Source organism: Streptomyces sp. NPDC096013 (genome assembly GCF_044763565.1).
Lineage (GTDB): Bacteria > Actinomycetota > Actinomycetes > Streptomycetales > Streptomycetaceae > Streptomyces.
On record NZ_JBIWGK010000002.1, the window covers coordinates 78,143 to 97,567 of the forward strand.

The window sequence follows — 19,425 nt, forward strand, 5'->3', positions numbered from 1 at the left end:
CCGTATGCACGGACACCGCCCCCGCACCCCCGAAGCCGACCGCAGCCGCCGCTGGTTCATGAACAAGGCGCTGCTCGCCGGCGGAGTCGCCGCCGTCGCGACCATGACCGGCTGCTCCTCGAACACCTCCGGCACGGCCACCGCGTCCTCGTCCTCCGGCGCCCCGAACGGCGCTGCCTCGGGCGGACCCGGCGGTGGCGTGCCCACCGGTGCGATGCCCTCCGGCGGACCCGGGGGCGGGGGCAGCGGTATGGGGCCGGGGCAGAGTGAGGTCAAGTACGCCGATTTCACCGGCGTCTCGACCGACGGCAAGATCACCGACGGGCTCTACTCCATCCACGCCACCGATGTGTCGACCGACGGGATCGTCAAGGCCGCGCAGGCCTTCCTCGACGGGCTCAGCGCCAAGGAGCGCACGTCCTGCACCTTCGACGTCGACGACGACGAGTGGCTGGCCTGGAGCAACGTCGACGGGTACCAGCGCAAGGGCGTGCGGATGGGCGACATCACCGCAGGCAAGCGGAACCTCGGGTACGCGCTGCTCGCCGCCGCCCTCTCCGCCGACGGGCTCACCCGGACCCGCAACATCATGAAGCTCAACGCCTTCCTCGGCGACTACAGCGGCGGCAACCGGGACACCCTCACCGAGGGCGCGTACTTCTTCACCTTCATGGGCACGCCGTCCACCACCAAGCCGTGGGGCTTCCAGTACGAGGGCCACCACGTGGCCATCAACTACTTCGTGCTCGGCGACCAGGTCGTCATGACCCCGACCTTCATGGGGTCCGAACCGACCTCCGCCACCTACCAGGGCGAGAAGATCACCCTCTTCAGGACCGAGACCAAGGCCGGTCTCACCCTCCTGCGGTCGCTCACCGCCGCCCAGCGCGCCAAGGTGATCTCCAGCGGCAAGAAGTCCGGCGACGACATGAAGGCCGGCGCCGGTCAGGACAACGCCGAGCTCGCCTACCAGGGCCTGGCGGCGAAGGAGTTCAGCAGCGCCCAGCGCACGCACCTCCTCGACCTCGTGCGCGTCTACGTCGGCACCATGAACGACGGCCACGCCGAGGTGAAGATGGCGGAGGTCGAGGCCCACCTCGACTCGACCTACTTCTCCTGGATGGGGGAGACCAAGGACTCCTCCGCCTTCTACTACCGCGTGCACAGCCCGGTCGTCCTCATCGAGTACGACGCCCAGTCCCCGCTGGCCTACGGCACCAAGGGGGGCACGGGCGGCCCCGGCGGCACCCCCACCCAGCAGCACATCCACACCATCATCCGCACCCCCAACGGCGGCGACTACGGCGTGGACCTGCTGAAGCTGCACCCCGACAACGACCACTGACATATGCCGAGTTGGCCCTTATGGGCTAAGAAGCCGCTTTCGATTGCCCATCTCCCTGATCTGGCTGATATGAAACCCCTTGGCCGAAAAAGCAAGATCAGGGGTGGATGTGGGGAAACGATTCGACTCCGGGGCGCGGACCGGGGTGGTGATCGTCGGGGCGGGCCCGGCGGGGCTCGTCCTGGGGAACCTGCTGCTGGACCAGGGCATCGACTGCGTGATCATGGAGCGGCGCGCACGCGAGGCGGTGGAGGGGCGGGCCAGAGCGGGCTTCCTGGCCGCCCACTCCGTCCGCGTCCTCACCCAACACGGCCTGGCGGACGGCGTGCTGGCCCGCGGCCACACCCACCGCACCTGCCTGTTCCGCAGCGATCGAGGTGAGTTCACCCTCGACTACGGCGAGTTGGGACGCGGCGAGGTCCACACGGTCTACCCCCAGCAGGAGTTGGTACGTGACCTCCTCGCCGAGTACCTCCGGCGCGGTGGCGTGATCCACTTCGACACGGAGGTCGAGGAGATCTCCCAGGGCCGGGTCAGGACCTCCGACGGCACGGACGTCGTCGGCCGCTACGTGGCCGGGTGCGACGGACACCGGGGAGTCGCCCGCGCGACCATGACCGCCCACGGCACGCGCACCGCCCGCTGGGACCACGGCGTGAGCTGGCTCGCGGTCCTGGCCGAGGCCCCGCCGAGCATGGAGGCCGTCGGCTACGCCCTGCACGCACGGGGATTCGCCGGCCACATGGCCCGCACGGCGACCGTCACCCGCTACTACCTCCAGTGCCCCCGCGGCACCGATCCCGCCGACTGGAGCGCCGACCGGATCTGGACCGAACTCGAAATCCGGCTCCGCGTCGACGAGTTCGGACAGCTCAAGGACGGCCCGGTGCTGGAGAAGGCGGTCGTGGACCTGCGCTCCGACGTGCTCGACACCCCCGGCGAGGGACAGCTCTGGCTCGCGGGCGACGCGGCCGGACTCATCAGCCCCTCCGCCGCGAAGGGCGCCAACCTCGCCGTGCTCCAGGCCGAACGCCTCGCGCAGGCACTGGCGTTGGCCGTCCAGCACGACAACGAGAACGACCTCGACCGCTACGCCGCCGACTGTCTGCCGCGCGTCTGGCGGGCCCACGAGTTCTCGCACTGGATGAGTGGCCTGCTGCACGGCCCGCTCGCGGAGGACAGCGAGCACACCGTCGAGGCCCACGCCCGCTACGGCCGCGCGCTCCAGTACGCCCGCCTGGACAGCCTGCGGACGTCCCGCGCGCACCAGGACTTCTTCGCCGAGAACTACACCGGCATCTGAACCGCGTCTCCCGTCTCCGTCCCCACGATTCACCGGGAACCCCTTCATGAACCTCCCCGTCGTACAGGCACGCCTCGCCACGGCCGACGCGGCCCGCATCGAGCGCGCGGCGGCCTACGTCGAGACCCACGACACGGACCAGGTCCTGGCCGAACTCCTCCCGGCCCTCACACCCGCCGAACGGGCGGACGTGGCACGGCACGTGGTCTTCGACCACACCGCCGTCCTGGTCTTCCCCGAATCCCTGGACGGCCTCCGCGAGGAACTCCGCCGCCTCGGCCTCGCACCGGGCCCGGTCACCCCGAGCGTCGTGGTCCGCGACCGGCTGACCCGCCGCTACGGCCCGGAACTCGCCGACATCCCGGTGGGCATCACGCACGTGGCGGTCGGCACCCGCAGCGTGGAGATCTTCGCGCTCCCCGTGCCCGCCGGCTCCGCGCTGGAGGCCGTGGCCGCCGACGAACGCGAGGCGGAACACGAGTCGCACCACGCCTTCGCGGTCACCGCCCCCGGCCCGGTGGTCCCGGCAGGGCTACGGCTGCTGCTCCAGGAGCGGGGCGGCGCGGTGCCCGACGGCGGCGGCTACAACGAGCACGAGAACGTCACCGTCCTCTACCACCGCACCAGCACCCACCGCCGTTTCGAACTCCGGCTCCCCGGGCGCCACCTGCCCCTCCCCGACCCCACGACGGCCCTGCTCACCGTCATGACCGGGGCCTGGGCCACCCAAGCGGTCGCCACCATGGCCGAGTTGCACCTCGCGGACCATCTGGCGGAGCACCCCGGCATGTCGGCGGCGCGGCTCGCGGAACGCACCGCGACGCACCCGGGCGCACTGCGCCGCCTCCTCCGCTACCTCACCACCCTGGGTCTCCTGACGGCCGCCGACGACACCTACCACCTCACGGCGGCGGGCCAACCCCTGCGCACCGCGACGGAGTTCAGCCTCCACCCGCTGGCCCGGCTCTACGCGGGCCCGTTCTACGACTCCTTCGCGGGCCTGACCCACTCCGTACGCACCGGCGAGGAGGCCTTCGCCCACCGCAACGGCCGGCACCACTTCGCGTACTTCGCCGAACACCCCGAACTGGGCGACCTGTTCCACCGGTCGATGGCGGCCAGCGCCGAGATGTTCACGCCGGTACCGACCCTGGTCGACTTCTCCGGCGCGCGGCGCGTGGTGGACGTGGGCGGCGGAAACGGCGCGCTGCTGGACCGGCTGCTCCGCGCCCACCCCCACCTGGAGGGCGTCCTCTACGAACGCCCCGGCGCCCTGGAGGCCGCCCGCACCCGGCTCACCGAGCGCTGCTCCTTCGTCGCCGGGGACTTCACCCGCTCCGTACCGGCGGGCGGGGACGTCTATCTCCTGTCCCGGGTCCTGCACGACTGGGACGACGAACGCTGCCTGACGATCCTCCGGCGCTGCGCGGAGGCGATGCTCCCGGGCGCCCGACTCCTCGTGGTGGAGCGGCTGTTGCCGAGTCCCACGGCGGTCGCGTGGGACCTCCACATGCTGTGCAACGTGGGCGGGCGGGAACGCGACGAGGACCACTACCGGCGCCTGCTGGAGAAGGCGGGCTTCGCGGTCCGGACGAGTCACGCCCTGCCGCTGGGGGCGTCGCTCATCAGCGCGGTGCGGCCCTAGCCCGCCTGGCCCATCCCCGCCGCGTTGGGCCAGCTCTGGGCGTTGGGCCAGCCGGTCGCGGGGGCGGGGGCCAGGTTCTGCATGCCGTTGGGGCTGGTGGCGCCGCGCACCTGGGCGGCGGTGAGGCCGTTGCGGGCGGGGACGCCGGTGGGGGTGGGGCCCTGTGGGGGCATGGGGGCCGGGGCCGGGACGCCGTAGGGCTGCTGTTGTGGGGGCATGGGCTGGGGTGCCTGCTGTGGCGGTTGAGGTGTCTGCATCGGCATGCCCATTCCGTTCGACGGCTGGTCGGCCATGCTCGTCATCGGCATCTGCTGGACCTGCGCGGCGGCCACCATCGGCTGGAACTGCGGCTGGGGCTGCGGCTGTTGGGGCTGGGGCACCTGCATGGGCACCGGCTGGGGCTGCGGCTGTATCTGCGCCGCCGCCGGCACGGGCATCGGCGTGGGGGCGCCCGACGTCCCCGTGCCGAGGGCCTGGGCGGCGAGGTTCTGCATCCCCGCGCCGTTCGTCGCGCCGACCAGGCGATCCACGGCCGCCGTACCCGAGCTGTAGTTGGTCCCTGTACCCAGCTCGGGCACGGCGGCTCCCCTCCTGGTCCCGTAGAGCACCTGTTCCATGCCGGACACCAGGCGACGCACGTCCGTCTGGGGGCGCACCACGAGCCGCAGGAAGCGGCTGGACGAACCGATCTTGTTGCCGCACTCGCGGACGAGGATGCGGTGCTCGGTGAGCATCCGGTCCCGGACCACGGTTCCCTCCGCGCCCACGGGGAGGCGCACGAAGAGGAAGTTGCCCTGCGACGGATAGACCGTCAGGCCGGGCAGCGCGGAGAGATGGCTCGCCATGTCGAGCCGGTCGCGGCGCACCTGCTGGAGACTCTGCGCGTACTCCGCGCCGTGCTCCTTGAGGATGAACACCACATGTTCCGCGAAGGCGTTGAGGTTCCACTTGGGGAGCATGCTGCGGATGCGGCCGGCCAGCGCGGGGTTCGCGACGAGGTATCCGAACCGTATGCCGTGCAGGCCGAAGTTCTTGCCGAGGCTGCGCAGGACGACCACGTTGGGACGGATCATCGCCTCCTGTACGACGCTGGGCTCGACCTCCGCGTCGGCGAACTCCAGGAACGACTCGTCGATGACGATGAGGTCCAGATCGGCCATGGCGTCCATGAACTGGACCAGCGCCTGCTTGTGCAGGAAGCCGCCGTCGGGGTTGTTCGGGTTGCAGATGACGGCGACCTTGGTGTTGCGCTTGCGGATGAACTCCGCGTACTGCGACAGGTCGAGGGCGAAGCCGTTGGACTCCTGGAGCGGGAACATGTCGACCCGCTTGCCGGTCTCCATGGGCTGGTCGGTCCAGCGGCCGAAGGTGGGGACGGGGATGGCGAGGGACTCCCGGACCATCAAGTGGTCGATCCAGGTGATCAGTTCGGTGGAACCGTTGCCCATCGCCACGCACTGCGGCGGGAGTTGGAGAAGGTTGCAGAGCTCGGCCGTGATCGTGTCGGCGCTGCTCGGGTAGTACGTGATGATCTCGCGCAGCCTGGCCGCCATCTCGTCGAACATGGCGGGAGTGGGGAAGTACGGGTTGCACGGGATGCAGAAGTCCACCGGCCCGGTGCCGTCGCTCTCACGTGCCAACGCCGCCATCGACGGGCTGTGTGCCCCCGTGCCGCGGAACAGCGAGGTGACGTTGGAGTCGGCCAATGGAACCTCCGTATGAAGGCGGGCCCGGCGGGGACGACCGGGCCCGTCGTCTTGGGTGGCCCGCGCGGGGGAGCACGGGCCACCCATGGATACGGAGACGCGAGTGGCGCTGTTCAACGGATGTGAAAATGGCGTGTGTTCGGGAACCCCGGGTCCGAACTCAGTGGCTGAACGAGTGGATCGTCGTCGTCCGGTAGGTCTGACCGGGGCGCAGGACCGTCGTCGGCCAGGACGGCTCGTTCGGGGAGTCCGGGAAGTGCTGGGTCTCCAGGGCCAGTCCGTCGCCCTGCCGGTAGGTGCGGCCGGACGTGCCGATCAGTGTGCCGTCGAGGAAGTTGCCCGAGTAGAACTGGAGGCCCGGCTGGTCGGTGGAGATCTTCAGGGTGCGGCCGGAGGCGGGGTCGCGCAGGGTGGCGATGTGCTCGGGCTTCGCCGTGACCCCCTTGTCCAGCACCCAGTTGTGGTCGTAGCCCTTGGCGGTGACCTGCTGCGGGTGCCCGGCGCGGATGTCGCGGCCGATCGGCTTGGCCTTGCGGAAGTCGAAGGGGGTGCCCGCGATCTTCGCCAGCTCACCGGTGGGGATCAGACCCGAGTCGGTGGGCGTGTACCTGCTGGCGGCGATGGAGAGTTCGTGGTCGTAGATGCCGCCGTTGCCCTCGCCCGCGAGGTTGAAGTACGTGTGGTTGGTGAGGTTGACGACCGTCGGCTTGTCGGTGGTGGCCTCGTAGTCGATACGCCAGTCGCCGTGCCGGGTGAGGGTGAACGTCACCTTCGTCTTGAGCGTGCCGGGGTAGCCCATCTCCCCGTCCACGCTGGTGTAGTGGAGGTACAGGCCGACGTCGGAGCCCTTGGTGAAGGGCTCGATGTCCCACACCTTCGTGTTGAAGCCCTTGGCACCGCCGTGCAGGCTGTTCACGCCGTCGTTGACGGAGAGCTGGTAGGCCTTGCCGTCGAGGGTGAACTTCCCCTTGGCGATGCGGTTTCCGTACCGGCCGATGGTCGCGCCGAAGAACGTGGTGCCGGCGACGTACGCCGCGAGGTTGTCGTAGCCGAGCGACACATTGGCGTACTTGCCGTGCCGGTCGGGGAGTTCGAGCGACTGGACGATGCCGCCGTAGGAGAGGACCTTCAGTCGGGTCCCGCCGTTGGCCAGCGACCAGCGGTACACCTTCGTCCCGTCGGCGAGCGTCCCGAAGAGCTCCTTCACGGGCCGTCGGCCTCCCGAGGCCGCTGCCTCCGCCGTACCCGTGCCGAGCGTGCTCGCGGCGAGACCGGCTGCCGCGGCACCTGCGATGACCGTGCGTCTGTTCAGTTCCATGGAGCGGCTCCCTAGTGCGTTGAAGGGGGCTCCACCGGGACCCCGCGCCCAAGGGGGCGCGGGGCTGCGCGACCAGCCACGATGAACCCGCGGCCAAGTCCCGCTCTCCCGGCGGAGCTTCCGTTACGAACCGGACTTGCGCTTGTTCCACACATCGAAGCCGACCGCGGCCAGCAGGGCGAGGCCCTTGATGACCTGTTGCCAGTCGGTGCCGACGCTGAGGAGGTTCATGCCGTTGTTCAGCACGCCGAGGACGAGACCACCGATGATCGCGCCGAGGACGGTACCCACACCGCCGCTCATGGACGCGCCACCGATGAACGACGAGGCGATGGCCTCGAGTTCGAAGCCGTCGCCCGCCTTCGGCGAGGCCGCGTTGAGGCGGGAGGTGACCACCAGACCCGCCAGGGCCGCGAGCACGCCCATGTTCAGGAACACCTGGAAGGTGACGCGCTTGTCCTTGACGCCGGACAGCTTCGCGGCCGGCAGGTTGCCGCCGATCGCGTAGATGTGGCGGCCGAAGACCGCGTTGCGCATCACATAGCCGTAACCGGCCACCAGGACACCGAGGATGATCAGCACGATGGGCGCGCCGTCGTAGCTGGCGAGCAGCAGCGTGAGCCAGAGGATCGCGGCGATGATCGCGGCCAGCTTGAGCAGGAACAGCTTGGTGGGTGGCACGTCGAGCGAGAACTCCTGCTGCCTGCGGCGGTCCCGCACCTCCTGCCACACCACCGCGGCGATCATCACGAGCCCCAACAGCAGCGTGATGTTGTGGTAGTTGGTGTTCGGTCCCACGGAGGGCAGGAAGCCGTTGCCTATCTTCTGAAGGCCGTTGGGGAACGGGCCGAGCGTCTGACCCTGGAGGAGGATCTCCGTGAGGCCGCGGAAGAGCAGCATCCCGGCGAGGGTGACGATGAAGGACGGTATCCCCGCGTAGGCGATCAACAGCCCCTGTACGGAGCCCGCGACGGCGCCCATCAGCAGGCACAGCACCACCGCGACCGGCCACGGCACCTGATGGTTGACCATCAGGACCGCCGCGAAGGCACCCACGAACGCCGTCAGCGAGCCCACCGACAGGTCGATGTGCCCGGCGATGATGACCAGCATCATGCCGATCGCCAGGATCAGGATGTAGCTGTTCTGAAGCACCAGGTTGGAGACGTTGCGCGGCAGCAGCAGGTCCCCGCCGGTCCAGACCTCGAAGAGGATCACGATCAGACCGAGCGCGATCAGCATGCCGTACTGGCGCATGTTGCGCCGCAGGCCGTCCAGCATCAGCTGCACCAGGCCGCCACCCGCGGCCGATCCGCTCTTGCCCGGCGGCGCGGGGGCCGGGCTCTTGGCGGTCACGTCCGTGCTCATCGCGTTACCTCTTTGTCCTTCGTCATCTGGCGCATCAGCACTTCCTGCGTGGCCTCGGCCCGGGGCACCTCACCGGTCAGGCGGCCCGCCGCCATCGTGTAGATGCGGTCGCACATGCCGAGCAGTTCCGGCAGTTCGGAGGAGATGAAGACCACCGCCTTGCCCTCGGCGGCGAGTTGGTCGATGACCGTGTAGATCTCGTATTTGGCGCCCACGTCGATGCCCCGGGTGGGCTCGTCCAGGATCAGCACCTCGGGACCCGCGAAGATCCACTTGCTGAGGACGACCTTCTGCTGGTTGCCGCCGGACAGCTTGCCCACCGGCTCGAAGACGGTCGGTGCCTTGATGTTCATGGACGTGCGGAACCGCTCGGCGACCTGCCGTTCCCCGTGCTCGTCGACCACCCCGCGCTTGGAGACCTTGTTCAGGGCGGTCAGCGAGATGTTCCGGTTGATCGTGTCGATGAGGTTGAGGCCGTAGTGCTTACGGTCCTCGGTGACATAGGCGATGCCCTGTCCGACCGCCTCCGCCACCGACTTGGTGCGGATCTCCCGGCCGTCCTTGAGGACCGTGCCGCCGGCGTAGCGGCCGTAGGAGCGGCCGAAGACGCTCATCGCGAGTTCGGTGCGGCCGGCGCCCATCAGTCCGGCGATGCCGACGATCTCGCCCCTGCGCACGTTTATGGACACATCGTCAACTACCTTGCGCTGCTGGTCGATCGGATGGAACACCGTCCAGCCGCGGATCTCCAGAGCCGGTGCCGCCTCGGGCTCGCCCGCGTACGGGGTGCGCTCGGGGAAGCGGTGGTCGAGGTCGCGGCCGACCATGCCGGAGATGATCCGCTCCTCGGTCGTCTCCGGCGCCTTCACGTCGAGCGTCTCGATGGAGCGCCCGTCGCGCAGGATCGTCACCGAGTCGGCGACCTTGCGGATCTCGTTGAGCTTGTGGGAGATGATGATCGAGGTGATGCCCTGCTTCTTCAACTCCAGGATGAGATCCAGGAGTTTGCCGCTGTCCTCGTCGTTCAGGGCCGCCGTCGGCTCATCCAGGATGAGCAGCTTCACCTTCTTCGACAGCGCCTTCGCGATCTCCACGAGCTGCTGCTTGCCCACGCCGATGTCGGCGACGCGGGTCTCCGGGTGGTCGCTGAGGCCCACCCGGCGCAGCAGTTCGGTGCCGTGCCGCAGGGTCTCGTTCCAGTTGATGAGCCCGCGCGAGGCGTGCTCGTTGCCGAGGAAGATGTTCTCCGCGATCGACAGGAACGGCACCAGCGCCAGTTCCTGGTGGATGATCACGATGCCGCGCTGCTCGCTCGCCCGGATGTCGCGGAAGGCGCACTCCTCGCCCTCGAAGAGGATGTCCCCCTCGTAACTGCCGTGCGGATGGACGCCGGAGAGCACCTTCATCAAGGTGGACTTCCCGGCGCCGTTCTCGCCGCAGATGGCGTGGACCTCGCCCTGACGGACCGTCAAAGTGACGTCCGAGAGCGCTTTGACACCGGGAAAGGTCTTGACGATCGAGCGCATTTCCAGGACGGGTCCCGCCATGGTCGTGCCTACCAATCAGTGTGGGGTCGGGTAACGGGAGCCGGAACTACTTGAGTTGGGCGTCCGTGTAGTAACCGCCCTTGACCAGCACGTCCTCGTAGTTGGTCTTGTCGACGCTCACCGGCTGGAGCAGGTAGGCGGGGACGACCTTGGTGCCGTTGTCGTAGGTCTTGGTGTCGTTGGTCTGCGGCGTCTTGCCGTTGAGCACGTCGTCGAGCATCGTGTCCGCGACCTTGGCGAGCTGACGGGTGTCCTTGTAGACCGTCTGCGTCTGCTCACCGGCGATGATCGACTTCACCGAGGCCAGCTCGGCGTCCTGGCCGGTGATCACCGGCAGCGGCTTGCTGGACGAGCCGTAGCCGTCCGACTTCAGCGCGGACAGGATGCCGATGGAGATGCCGTCGTAGGGCGACAGCACGGCGTCGACCCGGCCGGTCTTGTACGAGCCGGTGAGGATGTCCTCCATGCGGTTCTGCGCGGTGGTGCCGTCCCAGCGCAGGGTGGTGACCTTGTTGAGCGCGGTCTGCCCGGACTTGACGACCAGTTCCTTCTTGTCGATGTACGGCTGGAGGACCTTCATCGCGCCGTCGAAGAAGTACTTGGTGTTGTTGTCGTCGTTCGAGCCGGCGAACAGCTCGATGTTGAACGGGCCCTTCTTGCCGCTGTCCAGCCCCAGCTTGTGCACGATGTACGTGCCTTGGAGGGTGCCGACCTTCTCGTTGTCGAACGACGCGTAGTAGTCGACGTTCTTGGTGCCGAGGATGAGGCGGTCGTAGGCGATGACCGGGATCTTCGCGCTGGCGGCTTCCTGGAGCACGTTGTTCAGGGACTTGTTGTCGATCGCCGCGATGACCAGGCCCTTGACGCCCTGGGTGATCATGTTCTCGATCTGCGAGACCTGGGTGTCCGGGTCGTCCTCGCCGTAGACCAGCTTGGTCTTGTAGCCCTTGGCCTTGAGGTCCTTGACCATGTTGTTGCCGTCGGAGATCCAGCGTGCGGAGGACTTCGTCGGCATCGCGATGCCGATCGTGCCGCCCTTCGCGCTGCTCGACTTCTCCTTGCTGCCGCCGGAACCGCTCTGGCCGCATGCGGAGAGGGTCAGGGCGAGGGTGGCTGCGCCGGCTATCAGGGGGAGGGCACGACTTCTGCGGATGTGCATGGAACTGGCCTCATTCTTCTCGTCGTTGAGAGGGGCAGCGGGTGTGGAGGGTGGTTCAGGATGCGGGGTTGTTGTGCGGGTGCGGGTGCGGGTGCGGGTACGGGTGTGGGGTGGTGCGGGTTGTGTTGTTCGGTGCGGGGCGGTGGGGGCTGGTCGCGCAGTTCCCCGCGCCCCTTGAGCACCGGCCCAGGTCCCTTAGGGGCGCGGGGAACTGCGCGACCGGCCACAGGCGGGCCCGCAGACCCTGTTCGTCAGTCGGTGGCACTCTCTGTGGGGAAGCGGTTGAGAGGGCCGGGGAGCCTGGTACCCAGGGGGGCCATGCCGGTGTCCGCCCCATGGCGGGCGAGCAGGTCGAGGGCGAGCCGCCCCCGCCGTACCCGCTCCCGCGCGGTGTCCAGGGTCACGTCCCGCAGGTGGGTGCCCCACGGGTAGATGCCGGGGGCCTTGGAGAGGCCGAACTTGAGGTACAACGGGGCGCCCCGGCGGATCAGTTCGGCGACCTCGTACATCCGGATGTAGCCGCCGAGGTCGTCCGGCGCCTCGATGTACATGTCCATCGGCGCCGCCGACACCCGCCGGATCTCGGTGAGGTGAGCGAGCGTCAGGTCGCTGGGGACGTTCAGGGAGTCCGCGCCGAGGCGTTCGTAGACCGCGTACGCCGCCGGGTTGACCGGACCGATCAGCGCCGAGACCTTGAGCGTCGTGTCGGCCGGGATGATCCCCGTCGCCCGCGCCCGGTGCAGCGTCCACAGCACGCCCTCGTCCGCGACGAGCAGGCACTTGACGCCCAACTCCGTGGCCCGCACGGCGTCTTCGACGCAGCCGGCGACCGCGTCATGGCCCCGGGCACGCAGGCCGCCGCCACGTGAGTCGGAGCGGACCGAGCCGCCGATGTCCCACGTCCCGCGCGGCCCGGTGAACAGGCAGAGCTCGATGTCGCGTTCGGCCGTCGCCTCGACCATCTCGGTGATCTCGGTGTCGGTCAGCATCCACACGCCACTGCCCTGGCTGATCCGGTGGATCGGCACGTCCAGGCGAGAGGACTCCTTGAGGATGACCGCCAGCGCCTCGGGACCCTCGCACGAGGGGATCTCGGTGCGCCAGCGACCACCGCCCGGGAAGGTGTGCGGCGAGGCGTCGGCGGGGTCGAGTGCGGGCGCGCCCAGGCCGAGCGCGGAGAGCGCCTGCTCCCCGGGCCTGCGGGCTGCCGTGGCGGTGTCGGTCACTAGCTGTCCTTCGCGTTCGGTATATCGGACAAAGTTCGCGGCTCGGAGTACGGAAAGTTCTGGTGGTACGTCGGCACGGGGTGGTCAGGTCACCCCGTGCCGACGTACGACTGGGGTGTCCTACGGCCGCAGCAGCACCTTGCCGACCTTCGGATCGCCGGACCCCACCAGCTCGATGGCCTGCGGGAACTCGGCGAGCGGCAGCTCATGGGTGATCAGGGGGAGCGGATCGAGCAAGCCCGCCCCGAAGACCCGTACCGTGTGCGCCCAGGCGTCCGGCGGTGCCCCGAAGACGGTGTGCACCTCCAGCTGCCGTACGACGAGATCGGTCGGGTCGAGACCCTCGGCGCCCGGCGCGGGGATACCGGTGAGGACCAGGCGTCCGCCGCGCCTCAGCAGGGAGGCGGCGGTGCGCGCGGCGGACGCGGACCCGGCGGTCTCGATCACCACATCGAAGTCGTCGGGCAACTCCTGGTCCCTGGTGAGGAATCGGCTCGCGCCGAAGTCCTTCGACAGCTTCGCGCGGTCGGGCCGGGTGCCCACCACGAGCAACTCGGCCGGCGAGCCCGCCTTCAGGAACTGCACCGCGAACATCCCGAGCGTGCCGGTGCCGACCACCGCGACCCGCTCGCCGGGGCGGGCGTTCGCCTTCAGTGCGGCGGCCGCGATGCAGGCGGCGGGTTCCAGCAGGGCCGCCGCCGTCAAGTCGGCATCGTCCGGGAGGACATGGAGGAGGCGGGCGGGGAGCGTGAGGGTGGCGGCCATCGCGCCCGGCTGGGTGAAGCCGGTCTCCTCGTAACCCGCCGTGCACAACGTTGTCTCGCCCGCGTGGCAGCGGTCGCAGACCTGGCAGTTGCGGAAGCCCTCGCCGACGACCTTGCGGCCCACCAGGGTCGCGGGCACCCCGGTGCCCACGGCCGCCACCGTGCCGGACCACTCGTGGCCCGGGGTGAGGGGGTAACGGACGTAGCCCTCGGGCCTGTTGCCCTGGTACACCTCGCGGTCGCTGCCGCAGATGCCGACCGCGTGGACGCGCACCAGCGCCTCGCCCGCCTCCGGCCGCCGGGGCTCGTGCGAGGCCAGCCGGTGCTCGCCCGGGGCCTCGACGACGACCGCGGTGCTCACTTCGTGCCCTTCGGCTTGCGCTGCTCCCAGCCGTCCGCCCAGAGATCGAACCGCGCCTGCTGCTGCGGGAATTCGGCCGCCGCGTCGGTGTCCAGCTCGACACCGAGACCGGGCGCGTCCGAGAGGTGGAAGTAGCCGTCGATCACCTGCGGGGCGCCCTTGACGACCTTCTTGATCTCGGCGTCCGCGAAGTCGTTGAAGTGCTCCAGGATCTTGAAGTTCGGTGTGGAGAAGCCGACCTGGAGCGAGGCGGCGGTCAGCACCGGGCCGCCGACGTTGTGCGGGGCGACGAGGACGTAGTGCGCCTCGGCGGTCGCGGCCAGCTTGCGGGTCTCCCAGATGCCGCCGATGTGGCCGACGTCGGGCTGGATGATGTCGACGGCCTGGCTCTCGAACAGCTCGCGGAACTCGACGCGGTCGTGGATGCGTTCACCCGTGGCGACCGGGATGTCGACCTTGGCGGCGACCTTCTCCAGCGCCTTCAGGTTCTCCGGCGGGACCGGCTCCTCCAGCCACGCGGGCTTGAACGGGGCGAGTTCGTGCGCGAGCCGTACCGCGGTCGACGGCGAGAACCGGCCGTGCATCTCCAGCATCAGCTCGGCGTCCGGGCCGATCGCGTCCCGTACGGCCTCGATGAGGGAGACCGCGTACAGGGTCTGCTCGTGGTCGAGTTCGAAGTGCCCGGTGCCGAACGGGTCGATCTTCAGAGCCTTGTAGCCGCGCTCGACGACCCCCTGGGCGGCCTTGTGATAGGCCTCCGGGGTCCGCTCGGTGGTGTACCAGCCGTTGGCGTACGCCTTCACCTTGTCGGTGACCTTGCCGCCGAGCAACTGCCACACCGGCACGCCGAGGGCCTTGCCCTTGATGTCCCAGCAGGCCATCTCGATCACGGCGATGCCGGACATGACGATCTCACCCGCGCGCCCGTAGTCGCCGTACTTCATCCGGCGTACGAGGTCTTCCACTGCGAACGGGTCCGAACCGAGAATGTGGTTTGCCTCGGCCTCGCGCAGGTAACCGATCAGCGCGTCGGTGTGGCCCAGCATCCGGGTCTCGCCGACACCGGTGACGCCCTCGTCGGTGTGCACTTGGACGTACGTCAGATTGCGCCATGGCGTCCCGACCACGTGTGTGCTGATTCCCGTGATGCGCACGGCAGTTGCCCCCTGTGCTCTTCAGTGCTGTTCGAAATTTCGGCTCACGTTCGAAATGCTGGGCAGACAGTAAGGACGGCGAGGCGGGGGTGTCAATGGGTCGAACGTGTAACGGTTTCGGCAAGACGGGCGATCGACGTACCGCCTGACGGCGCCGGTTCGTGTCGATTCTTGTCGTTTCCCGCCACGTCCCCACACAACTTTCACAGGCGTGACTATGAACGGCACCTGTGAGGAACCTAGTCTTCCCCGCGTCATGGACTACTGCCACCCCTGCGGCCGGCACCTGAACGGCGCCCTCGCGTGCCCGGGGTGCGGCGCGCCGGTCGAACCACCGGCCGACTCAACTCAGGCCCACGCACCCGCGGTTGACGCGCGCCCGGACATGGGCGGCGCGTCGTACGAGGGCGCGCCCGACGCCGGACGCGAGGAGGGTGACGCGGACGATGAGCCGCAGGGCCGTGCCGCGCGGCGGAAGAACCGGGGCCGCGTCCGCGTCGAGAGCACCCTCGCCGCGACCGAGGCCGAGGCCGACGACGACGGCCCCGAGGACCCGGACACGGCAGGCGGGAGCCGCCGTGACCGCAAGGCCGCGGCACACCGCAGGCGCCGTCGCCGGGTGCTTCTCATAACGGCCGGTTTCGTACTGGCGGCGGCCGGCCTGAGCCTGGCGGAACTGGGCACGGACGCGCCCTTCTCGATCCCGGGGTCCGCGGCACCGGGCGCCTCCGCGGAGGGCGGCGCGGACGAGGAGGCCAGCCCGACGGCGGAGCCCCTGGACGCGACGAAGACCGTAGGAACCGGCGCGGGTACGGCGTCCCCGGACGCCTCGGCGTCACCCTCCGCGTCCCCCTCGAAGTCCCCGAAGGCCACCAAGGACCCCGAGGAGACGAGCACCCCCACGGCAGCCACCGGCGACGACACCACGTCCCCCGCGTCCACGTCGTCGACGAACCCGCCGACCACCACCCCGTCCTCGGAACCGACCTCCTCGGACCCGAGCCCGACACCGTCTCCGTCGGAGACGTGCAAGCAGATCCTGTGGTGGTGCTCCTGACGTACCGGCGGTGCTGTCATCGCCCGTGCGCAGGCCCCGGGCCTCGCGTCCGACGACGGGCGCTGTGACCGCGCCGAGGCGGGCGGGACGGACCGGGGGCTGAGCAGTCCCACCCGGTCACCGGCACCCGCCGCGGCCCTCAGTCCTCCAGCATCCTCCGCAACAGCCCCCGCAGCGCCAGCCGCTCCTCGTCCGACAGGCCGGCCAGCGGCTCGCGGGCGAAGCGCAGAGACTCGCGCAGGCTGCGGGCGACCCGGCGGCCTTCCTCCGTGGCCGCCGCCAGCTTCACCCGGCGGTCGGCGGGGTCGGGGCGGCGCTCCACCAGGCCGCGGGTCTCCAGGCGGTCCACGATGCCCGTGACGTTCGACGGCTCGCACTTCAGCTTGCGGGCGAGTCTGCGCATGGGCAGGGGCTCCAGGGAGAGCAGGCTGAGCAGTCTGGCCTGGGCTCCGGTGAGCTTGTGGTCGCCCGCCGCTTCCTCGTAGTCCTGGTAGAACCGCGCCACGACGTCGCCGATCAGCTCGACGACCTCCATGGTCACGGGGTCGGAGCGGCGCGTCTTTTCGGGTGTGGCCATGGACTCCAGCGTACCCCGTTACTTGACATCATGAAATATCCAGAGGCATGGTTGTTTCAGGTACTGAAGTATTTGGCAGTATGCGAGACACCCCTGCACAACGAAAGGCGCTTGTGATGATCAACCGCGAATGGCACCTGCTCAGCCGCCCGGTCGGCTGGCCGAAGCCCGAGGACTTCGCCCTGGTGGAGACCGAGACCCGGGCCCCGGCCGAGGGCCAGGTGCTGGTGCGGAACAAGTACCTGTCGGTCGACCCGTACATGCGCGGCCGCATGAGCGCGGCGAAGTCGTACGTCGCCCCCTTCGAGCTGGGCAAGGTCATGCAGGGCGGCGCGGTCGGCGAGGTCGTCGAGTCGAACGCCGAGGGGTTCGCCCCCGGCGACCACGTCCTGCACTTCGGCGGCTGGCGCGAGTACGCGACCATCGACGCCAAGGGCGCCGTCAAGGTCGACCCCGACCTCGCCCCGCTCTCCACCTACCTCGGCGTCCTCGGCATGACCGGCCTCACCGCCTACGCGGGCCTGCTGCGCACCGCGTCCTTCAAGGAGGGCGACTCGGTCTTCGTCTCCGGCGCCGCCGGTGCCGTCGGCAGCCAGGTCGGCCAGATCGCCAAGCTCAAGGGCGCCTCCCGCGTCATCGGCTCCGCCGGCTCGGACGAGAAGGTCAAGCTCCTCGTCGAGGAGTACGGCTTCGACGCGGCCTTCAACTACAAGAACGGCCCGGTCGGTCAGCAGCTCCGCGAGGCCGCCCCGGACGGCGTCGACGTCTACTTCGACAACGTCGGCGGCGACCACCTCGAAGCCGCGATCGGCTCCCTGAACGAGCGCGGGCGCATCGCGATCTGCGGCATGATCTCGGTCTACAACAACACCGAGCCCGCCCCCGGCCCGAAGAATCTCGGCCGCCTCATCCAGACCCGCGGCCGCATCGAGGGCTTCCTCGTCGGCGACCACTACGACCTTCAGCCGCAGTTCGTCCAGGAGGTCGGCGCGTGGGTCGCGTCCGGCGCCCTGAAGTACCGCGAGACGGTCGTCGAGGGCATCGAGAACAACCTGGAGGCGTTCCTCGGCCAGCTGCGCGGGGACAACACCGGCAAGATGATCGTCAAGCTCTGACGCCAGACGCCGTTACGCCGAGGCCGCACCCTTTCACGCGGGGTGCGGCCTTCGCCGACGTCACTGCGCCAGCGCCGCGCCGTGCACCGCCCGCACCAGCCCCACGTTCTCCGGCGCCGCCCCGCCCGGGAACGCGAACCGGCGCCGGGTGTAGCCGTAGGCCAGCCCGCTGCGCGGGTCCGCGAAGGCCTGCGAGCCCGCCGCGCCGCTGTGGCCGATCGTGCCCGCGCCGAGGAACGGGTACCAGGCGTCCGCCGTCGCCTGGAACCCCAGGCCGAACGACCTGTGCGTGCCGGTCACCACGTCGTACCCGACGGAGTGCAGCTGCCCGAACTCGGCCACCGTGTCCGGCTTCAACAGCGCCGCCCTGTCGTCGACTTCACTGGTCGCCGCCGCGTACAGCCCCGCCAGCCCGCGCGCCGACGCCACCCCGCCGACCGAGGCGGGACCCTTCGCCCGGATCACCCGCTCGTTCGGCAGGGACATGAGCTCGGTCGGCTGCGCCGCGTGCGCGTTGAACGCGATCGAGCCGAGACTGTGCGGCCCCGACGGCTCCGCGGCCCGCGCGGCCTCCTGCTCCGGTGACAGCAACAGGGGCTGGACCGTGCGGAACCGGGGCTCGTGCGCCATCGGCAGCCCGAGGAAGAAGTCCAGCCCGTAGGGCGCGCGCACTCTCTCCTCGTGCACCTCCTGGAGCGAACGGCCCGTGGCCCGGCGTACGATCTCGCCGGTCAACGCGCCGATCACCAGGGCGTGATAGCCGAAGGCCGTCCCCGGGCGCCAGAACGGCCGCTGGTCGGCGAGGCGTTCGGCCAGCGCCCGGTCGTCGGCCAGCTCGTCGAGCGTGAACCCGGTGTCGGTCCCGACGAGGCCCGCCCGGTGTGCGAGCAGCTCGCGCAGTGTCAGCCCACCCTTGCCCTCGGACGCGAACTCCGGCCAGTAGTAGGTCACTTTGCGGTCCAGCTCCAGCGTGCCGTCCTGCACGAGCAGCGCCACCACGAGATGCGCGGCGCCCTTCGTGGACGAGAACACGCCATAGAGCGAGTCGCCGTCGGTACCAGGCGGCCCCGCCCACAGGTCGACGACCCGCCGGCCGTGTACGTATGCACACAACTGGCCCTCGTAGTCGTCGCGTTCCGTCGCCACGAACGCGGCGAACTCCGCCCGTACCGCCTCGAAGCCGTCGGCCACGGTGCCGTGGATCTCCTGGGTCATCCGCTCTCCTCCACTGATCCGCTGCTCGCGTGAGCCATCGCTCGTGCGCCGTCGCTCGTGTGTGCCATGGTGAACAACGCCCGTCCGACCTGCGGGAGTTCCCCCTGGGGATGATCCCGGAAGAGGGGCTCCGTGCCGAACAGCACGGCGTGTCGGCCACTGACGACCGAGGGCCGCCCCGCCCCGTCCGGTGGACCGCCCGAGCCGTCGGCCCGCGTCCGCCAGTGCCCGGTGAGAAGAGGATTCCCGGTCGCGTACGAAGCCGTGGCGCGGGGCGCCGGGAGCGAACCGGCGGTGGTGGTCAGGGCGACGGCGGTGATCAGAACGGGTCTCGGGCGGACGGCTCGGGCAATGGTTCGCACGCGTACCTCCTCTTGGTTCCAGAGATCGGTACGGCGGGCCGCACCTGTTCGACTCAACGGCACACAGGAAGTCGTCGGTGTCGTCGATGCCCCGGATGGCGCATTCGTGGGGCCGGGGAGGGGGCATGCTGAGCACAGGTCACCGGTTCCGGGCAGCGGGTGCGGCGGACGACGCGGGTACGGCGGGTGCCGTGGGTGGTGCG

Annotated in this window: 15 protein-coding genes and 1 pseudogene; 5 read left to right on the plus strand and 11 right to left on the minus strand. The window is 69.7% G+C overall.

Annotated elements, in window-relative coordinates:
* The first annotated feature begins 4 nt into the window (after window positions 1–4).
* From ACIRB1_RS07830 to ACIRB1_RS07840, 3 genes are all read left to right on the plus strand, one after another.
* Entirely contained in the window at window positions 5–1,345 is a 1,341-nt protein-coding gene (locus ACIRB1_RS07830; RefSeq protein WP_403464954.1) for a DUF3500 domain-containing protein, read from the plus strand.
* A 109-nt stretch (window positions 1,346–1,454) separates the two neighbouring features.
* Window positions 1,455–2,648, plus strand: coding sequence for a 4-hydroxybenzoate 3-monooxygenase (locus ACIRB1_RS07835; protein ID WP_403464955.1), 1,194 nt, complete (start codon window positions 1,455–1,457; stop codon window positions 2,646–2,648).
* A 46-nt stretch (window positions 2,649–2,694) separates the two neighbouring features.
* Window positions 2,695–4,293, plus strand: coding sequence for a methyltransferase (locus ACIRB1_RS07840; RefSeq protein ID WP_352183351.1), 1,599 nt, complete (start codon window positions 2,695–2,697; stop codon window positions 4,291–4,293).
* Here ACIRB1_RS07840 and ACIRB1_RS07845 read toward each other — a convergent pair.
* The 8 genes from ACIRB1_RS07845 to ACIRB1_RS07880 form a co-directional block, all read right to left on the minus strand.
* Window positions 4,290–5,999 carry an aminotransferase class I/II-fold pyridoxal phosphate-dependent enzyme gene (locus tag ACIRB1_RS07845; protein ID WP_352183352.1) on the minus strand — a complete coding sequence of 570 codons (1,710 nt, stop codon included), beginning with the start codon at window positions 5,997–5,999 and terminating at the stop codon, window positions 4,290–4,292. The genes ACIRB1_RS07840 and ACIRB1_RS07845 overlap by 4 nt on opposite strands.
* Before the next feature lie 160 nt (window positions 6,000–6,159).
* Window positions 6,160–7,317 carry an aldose epimerase family protein gene (locus ACIRB1_RS07850; protein WP_352183353.1) on the minus strand — a complete coding sequence of 386 codons (1,158 nt, stop codon included), beginning with the start codon at window positions 7,315–7,317 and terminating at the stop codon, window positions 6,160–6,162.
* A gap of 123 nt (window positions 7,318–7,440) precedes the next feature.
* Window positions 7,441–8,685 (minus strand): multiple monosaccharide ABC transporter permease, encoded by a 1,245-nt coding sequence (mmsB, locus tag ACIRB1_RS07855; protein WP_352183354.1) that lies wholly within the window; start codon window positions 8,683–8,685, stop codon window positions 7,441–7,443.
* Window positions 8,682–10,232 (minus strand): multiple monosaccharide ABC transporter ATP-binding protein, encoded by a 1,551-nt coding sequence (gene mmsA / locus ACIRB1_RS07860; RefSeq protein WP_352183355.1) that lies wholly within the window; start codon window positions 10,230–10,232, stop codon window positions 8,682–8,684. The genes mmsB and mmsA overlap by 4 nt, the downstream gene beginning before the upstream one ends.
* A 46-nt stretch (window positions 10,233–10,278) precedes the next feature.
* Window positions 10,279–11,391, minus strand: coding sequence for a multiple monosaccharide ABC transporter substrate-binding protein (chvE, locus tag ACIRB1_RS07865; protein WP_403464956.1), 1,113 nt, complete (start codon window positions 11,389–11,391; stop codon window positions 10,279–10,281).
* Window positions 11,392–11,642: 251 nt separating this feature from the next.
* On the minus strand, window positions 11,643–12,617 hold the full coding sequence (locus ACIRB1_RS07870; protein ID WP_352183357.1) for a hypothetical protein: 975 nt from the start codon (window positions 12,615–12,617) through the stop codon (window positions 11,643–11,645).
* Between the two features lie 120 nt (window positions 12,618–12,737).
* A complete protein-coding gene (locus ACIRB1_RS07875) occupies window positions 12,738–13,742 on the minus strand; it encodes a zinc-binding dehydrogenase (protein WP_403464957.1) in 1,005 nt (334 codons plus the stop codon).
* Window positions 13,739–14,896, minus strand: a complete 1,158-nt coding sequence (locus ACIRB1_RS07880) for a mandelate racemase/muconate lactonizing enzyme family protein (RefSeq protein WP_403464958.1) — start codon at window positions 14,894–14,896, stop codon at window positions 13,739–13,741. Before ACIRB1_RS07880 ends, ACIRB1_RS07875 begins: the two co-directional genes overlap by 4 nt.
* A gap of 256 nt (window positions 14,897–15,152) precedes the next feature.
* Here ACIRB1_RS07880 and ACIRB1_RS07885 point away from each other — a divergent pair, with 256 nt between their 5' ends.
* Complete coding sequence (locus ACIRB1_RS07885) at window positions 15,153–15,953, plus strand: hypothetical protein (protein WP_403464959.1); 801 nt, start codon at window positions 15,153–15,155, stop codon at window positions 15,951–15,953.
* 139 nt (window positions 15,954–16,092) lie between these two features.
* On the opposite strand, the gene ACIRB1_RS07890 is transcribed toward ACIRB1_RS07885, so the two are convergent.
* The gene (locus ACIRB1_RS07890; RefSeq protein ID WP_352183361.1) at window positions 16,093–16,530 is read right to left on the minus strand and encodes a MarR family transcriptional regulator; all 438 of its coding nucleotides are present in this window, start codon (window positions 16,528–16,530) and stop codon (window positions 16,093–16,095) included.
* Between the two features lie 116 nt (window positions 16,531–16,646).
* Here ACIRB1_RS07890 and ACIRB1_RS07895 point away from each other — a divergent pair, with 116 nt between their 5' ends.
* Complete coding sequence (locus tag ACIRB1_RS07895; protein WP_403464960.1) at window positions 16,647–17,645, plus strand: NADP-dependent oxidoreductase; 999 nt, start codon at window positions 16,647–16,649, stop codon at window positions 17,643–17,645.
* Between the two features lie 60 nt (window positions 17,646–17,705).
* On the opposite strand, the gene ACIRB1_RS07900 is transcribed toward ACIRB1_RS07895, so the two are convergent.
* Together ACIRB1_RS07900 and ACIRB1_RS07905 are read right to left on the minus strand one after the other, a co-directional pair.
* A complete protein-coding gene (locus ACIRB1_RS07900) occupies window positions 17,706–18,860 on the minus strand; it encodes a serine hydrolase domain-containing protein (RefSeq protein WP_352183363.1) in 1,155 nt (384 codons plus the stop codon).
* Window positions 18,857–19,132, minus strand: a pseudogene (locus tag ACIRB1_RS07905) (peptidase M28); the annotation flags it as partial. The pseudogene ACIRB1_RS07905 and the gene ACIRB1_RS07900, both read right to left, overlap by 4 nt.
* Window positions 19,133–19,425 lie beyond the last annotated feature (293 nt).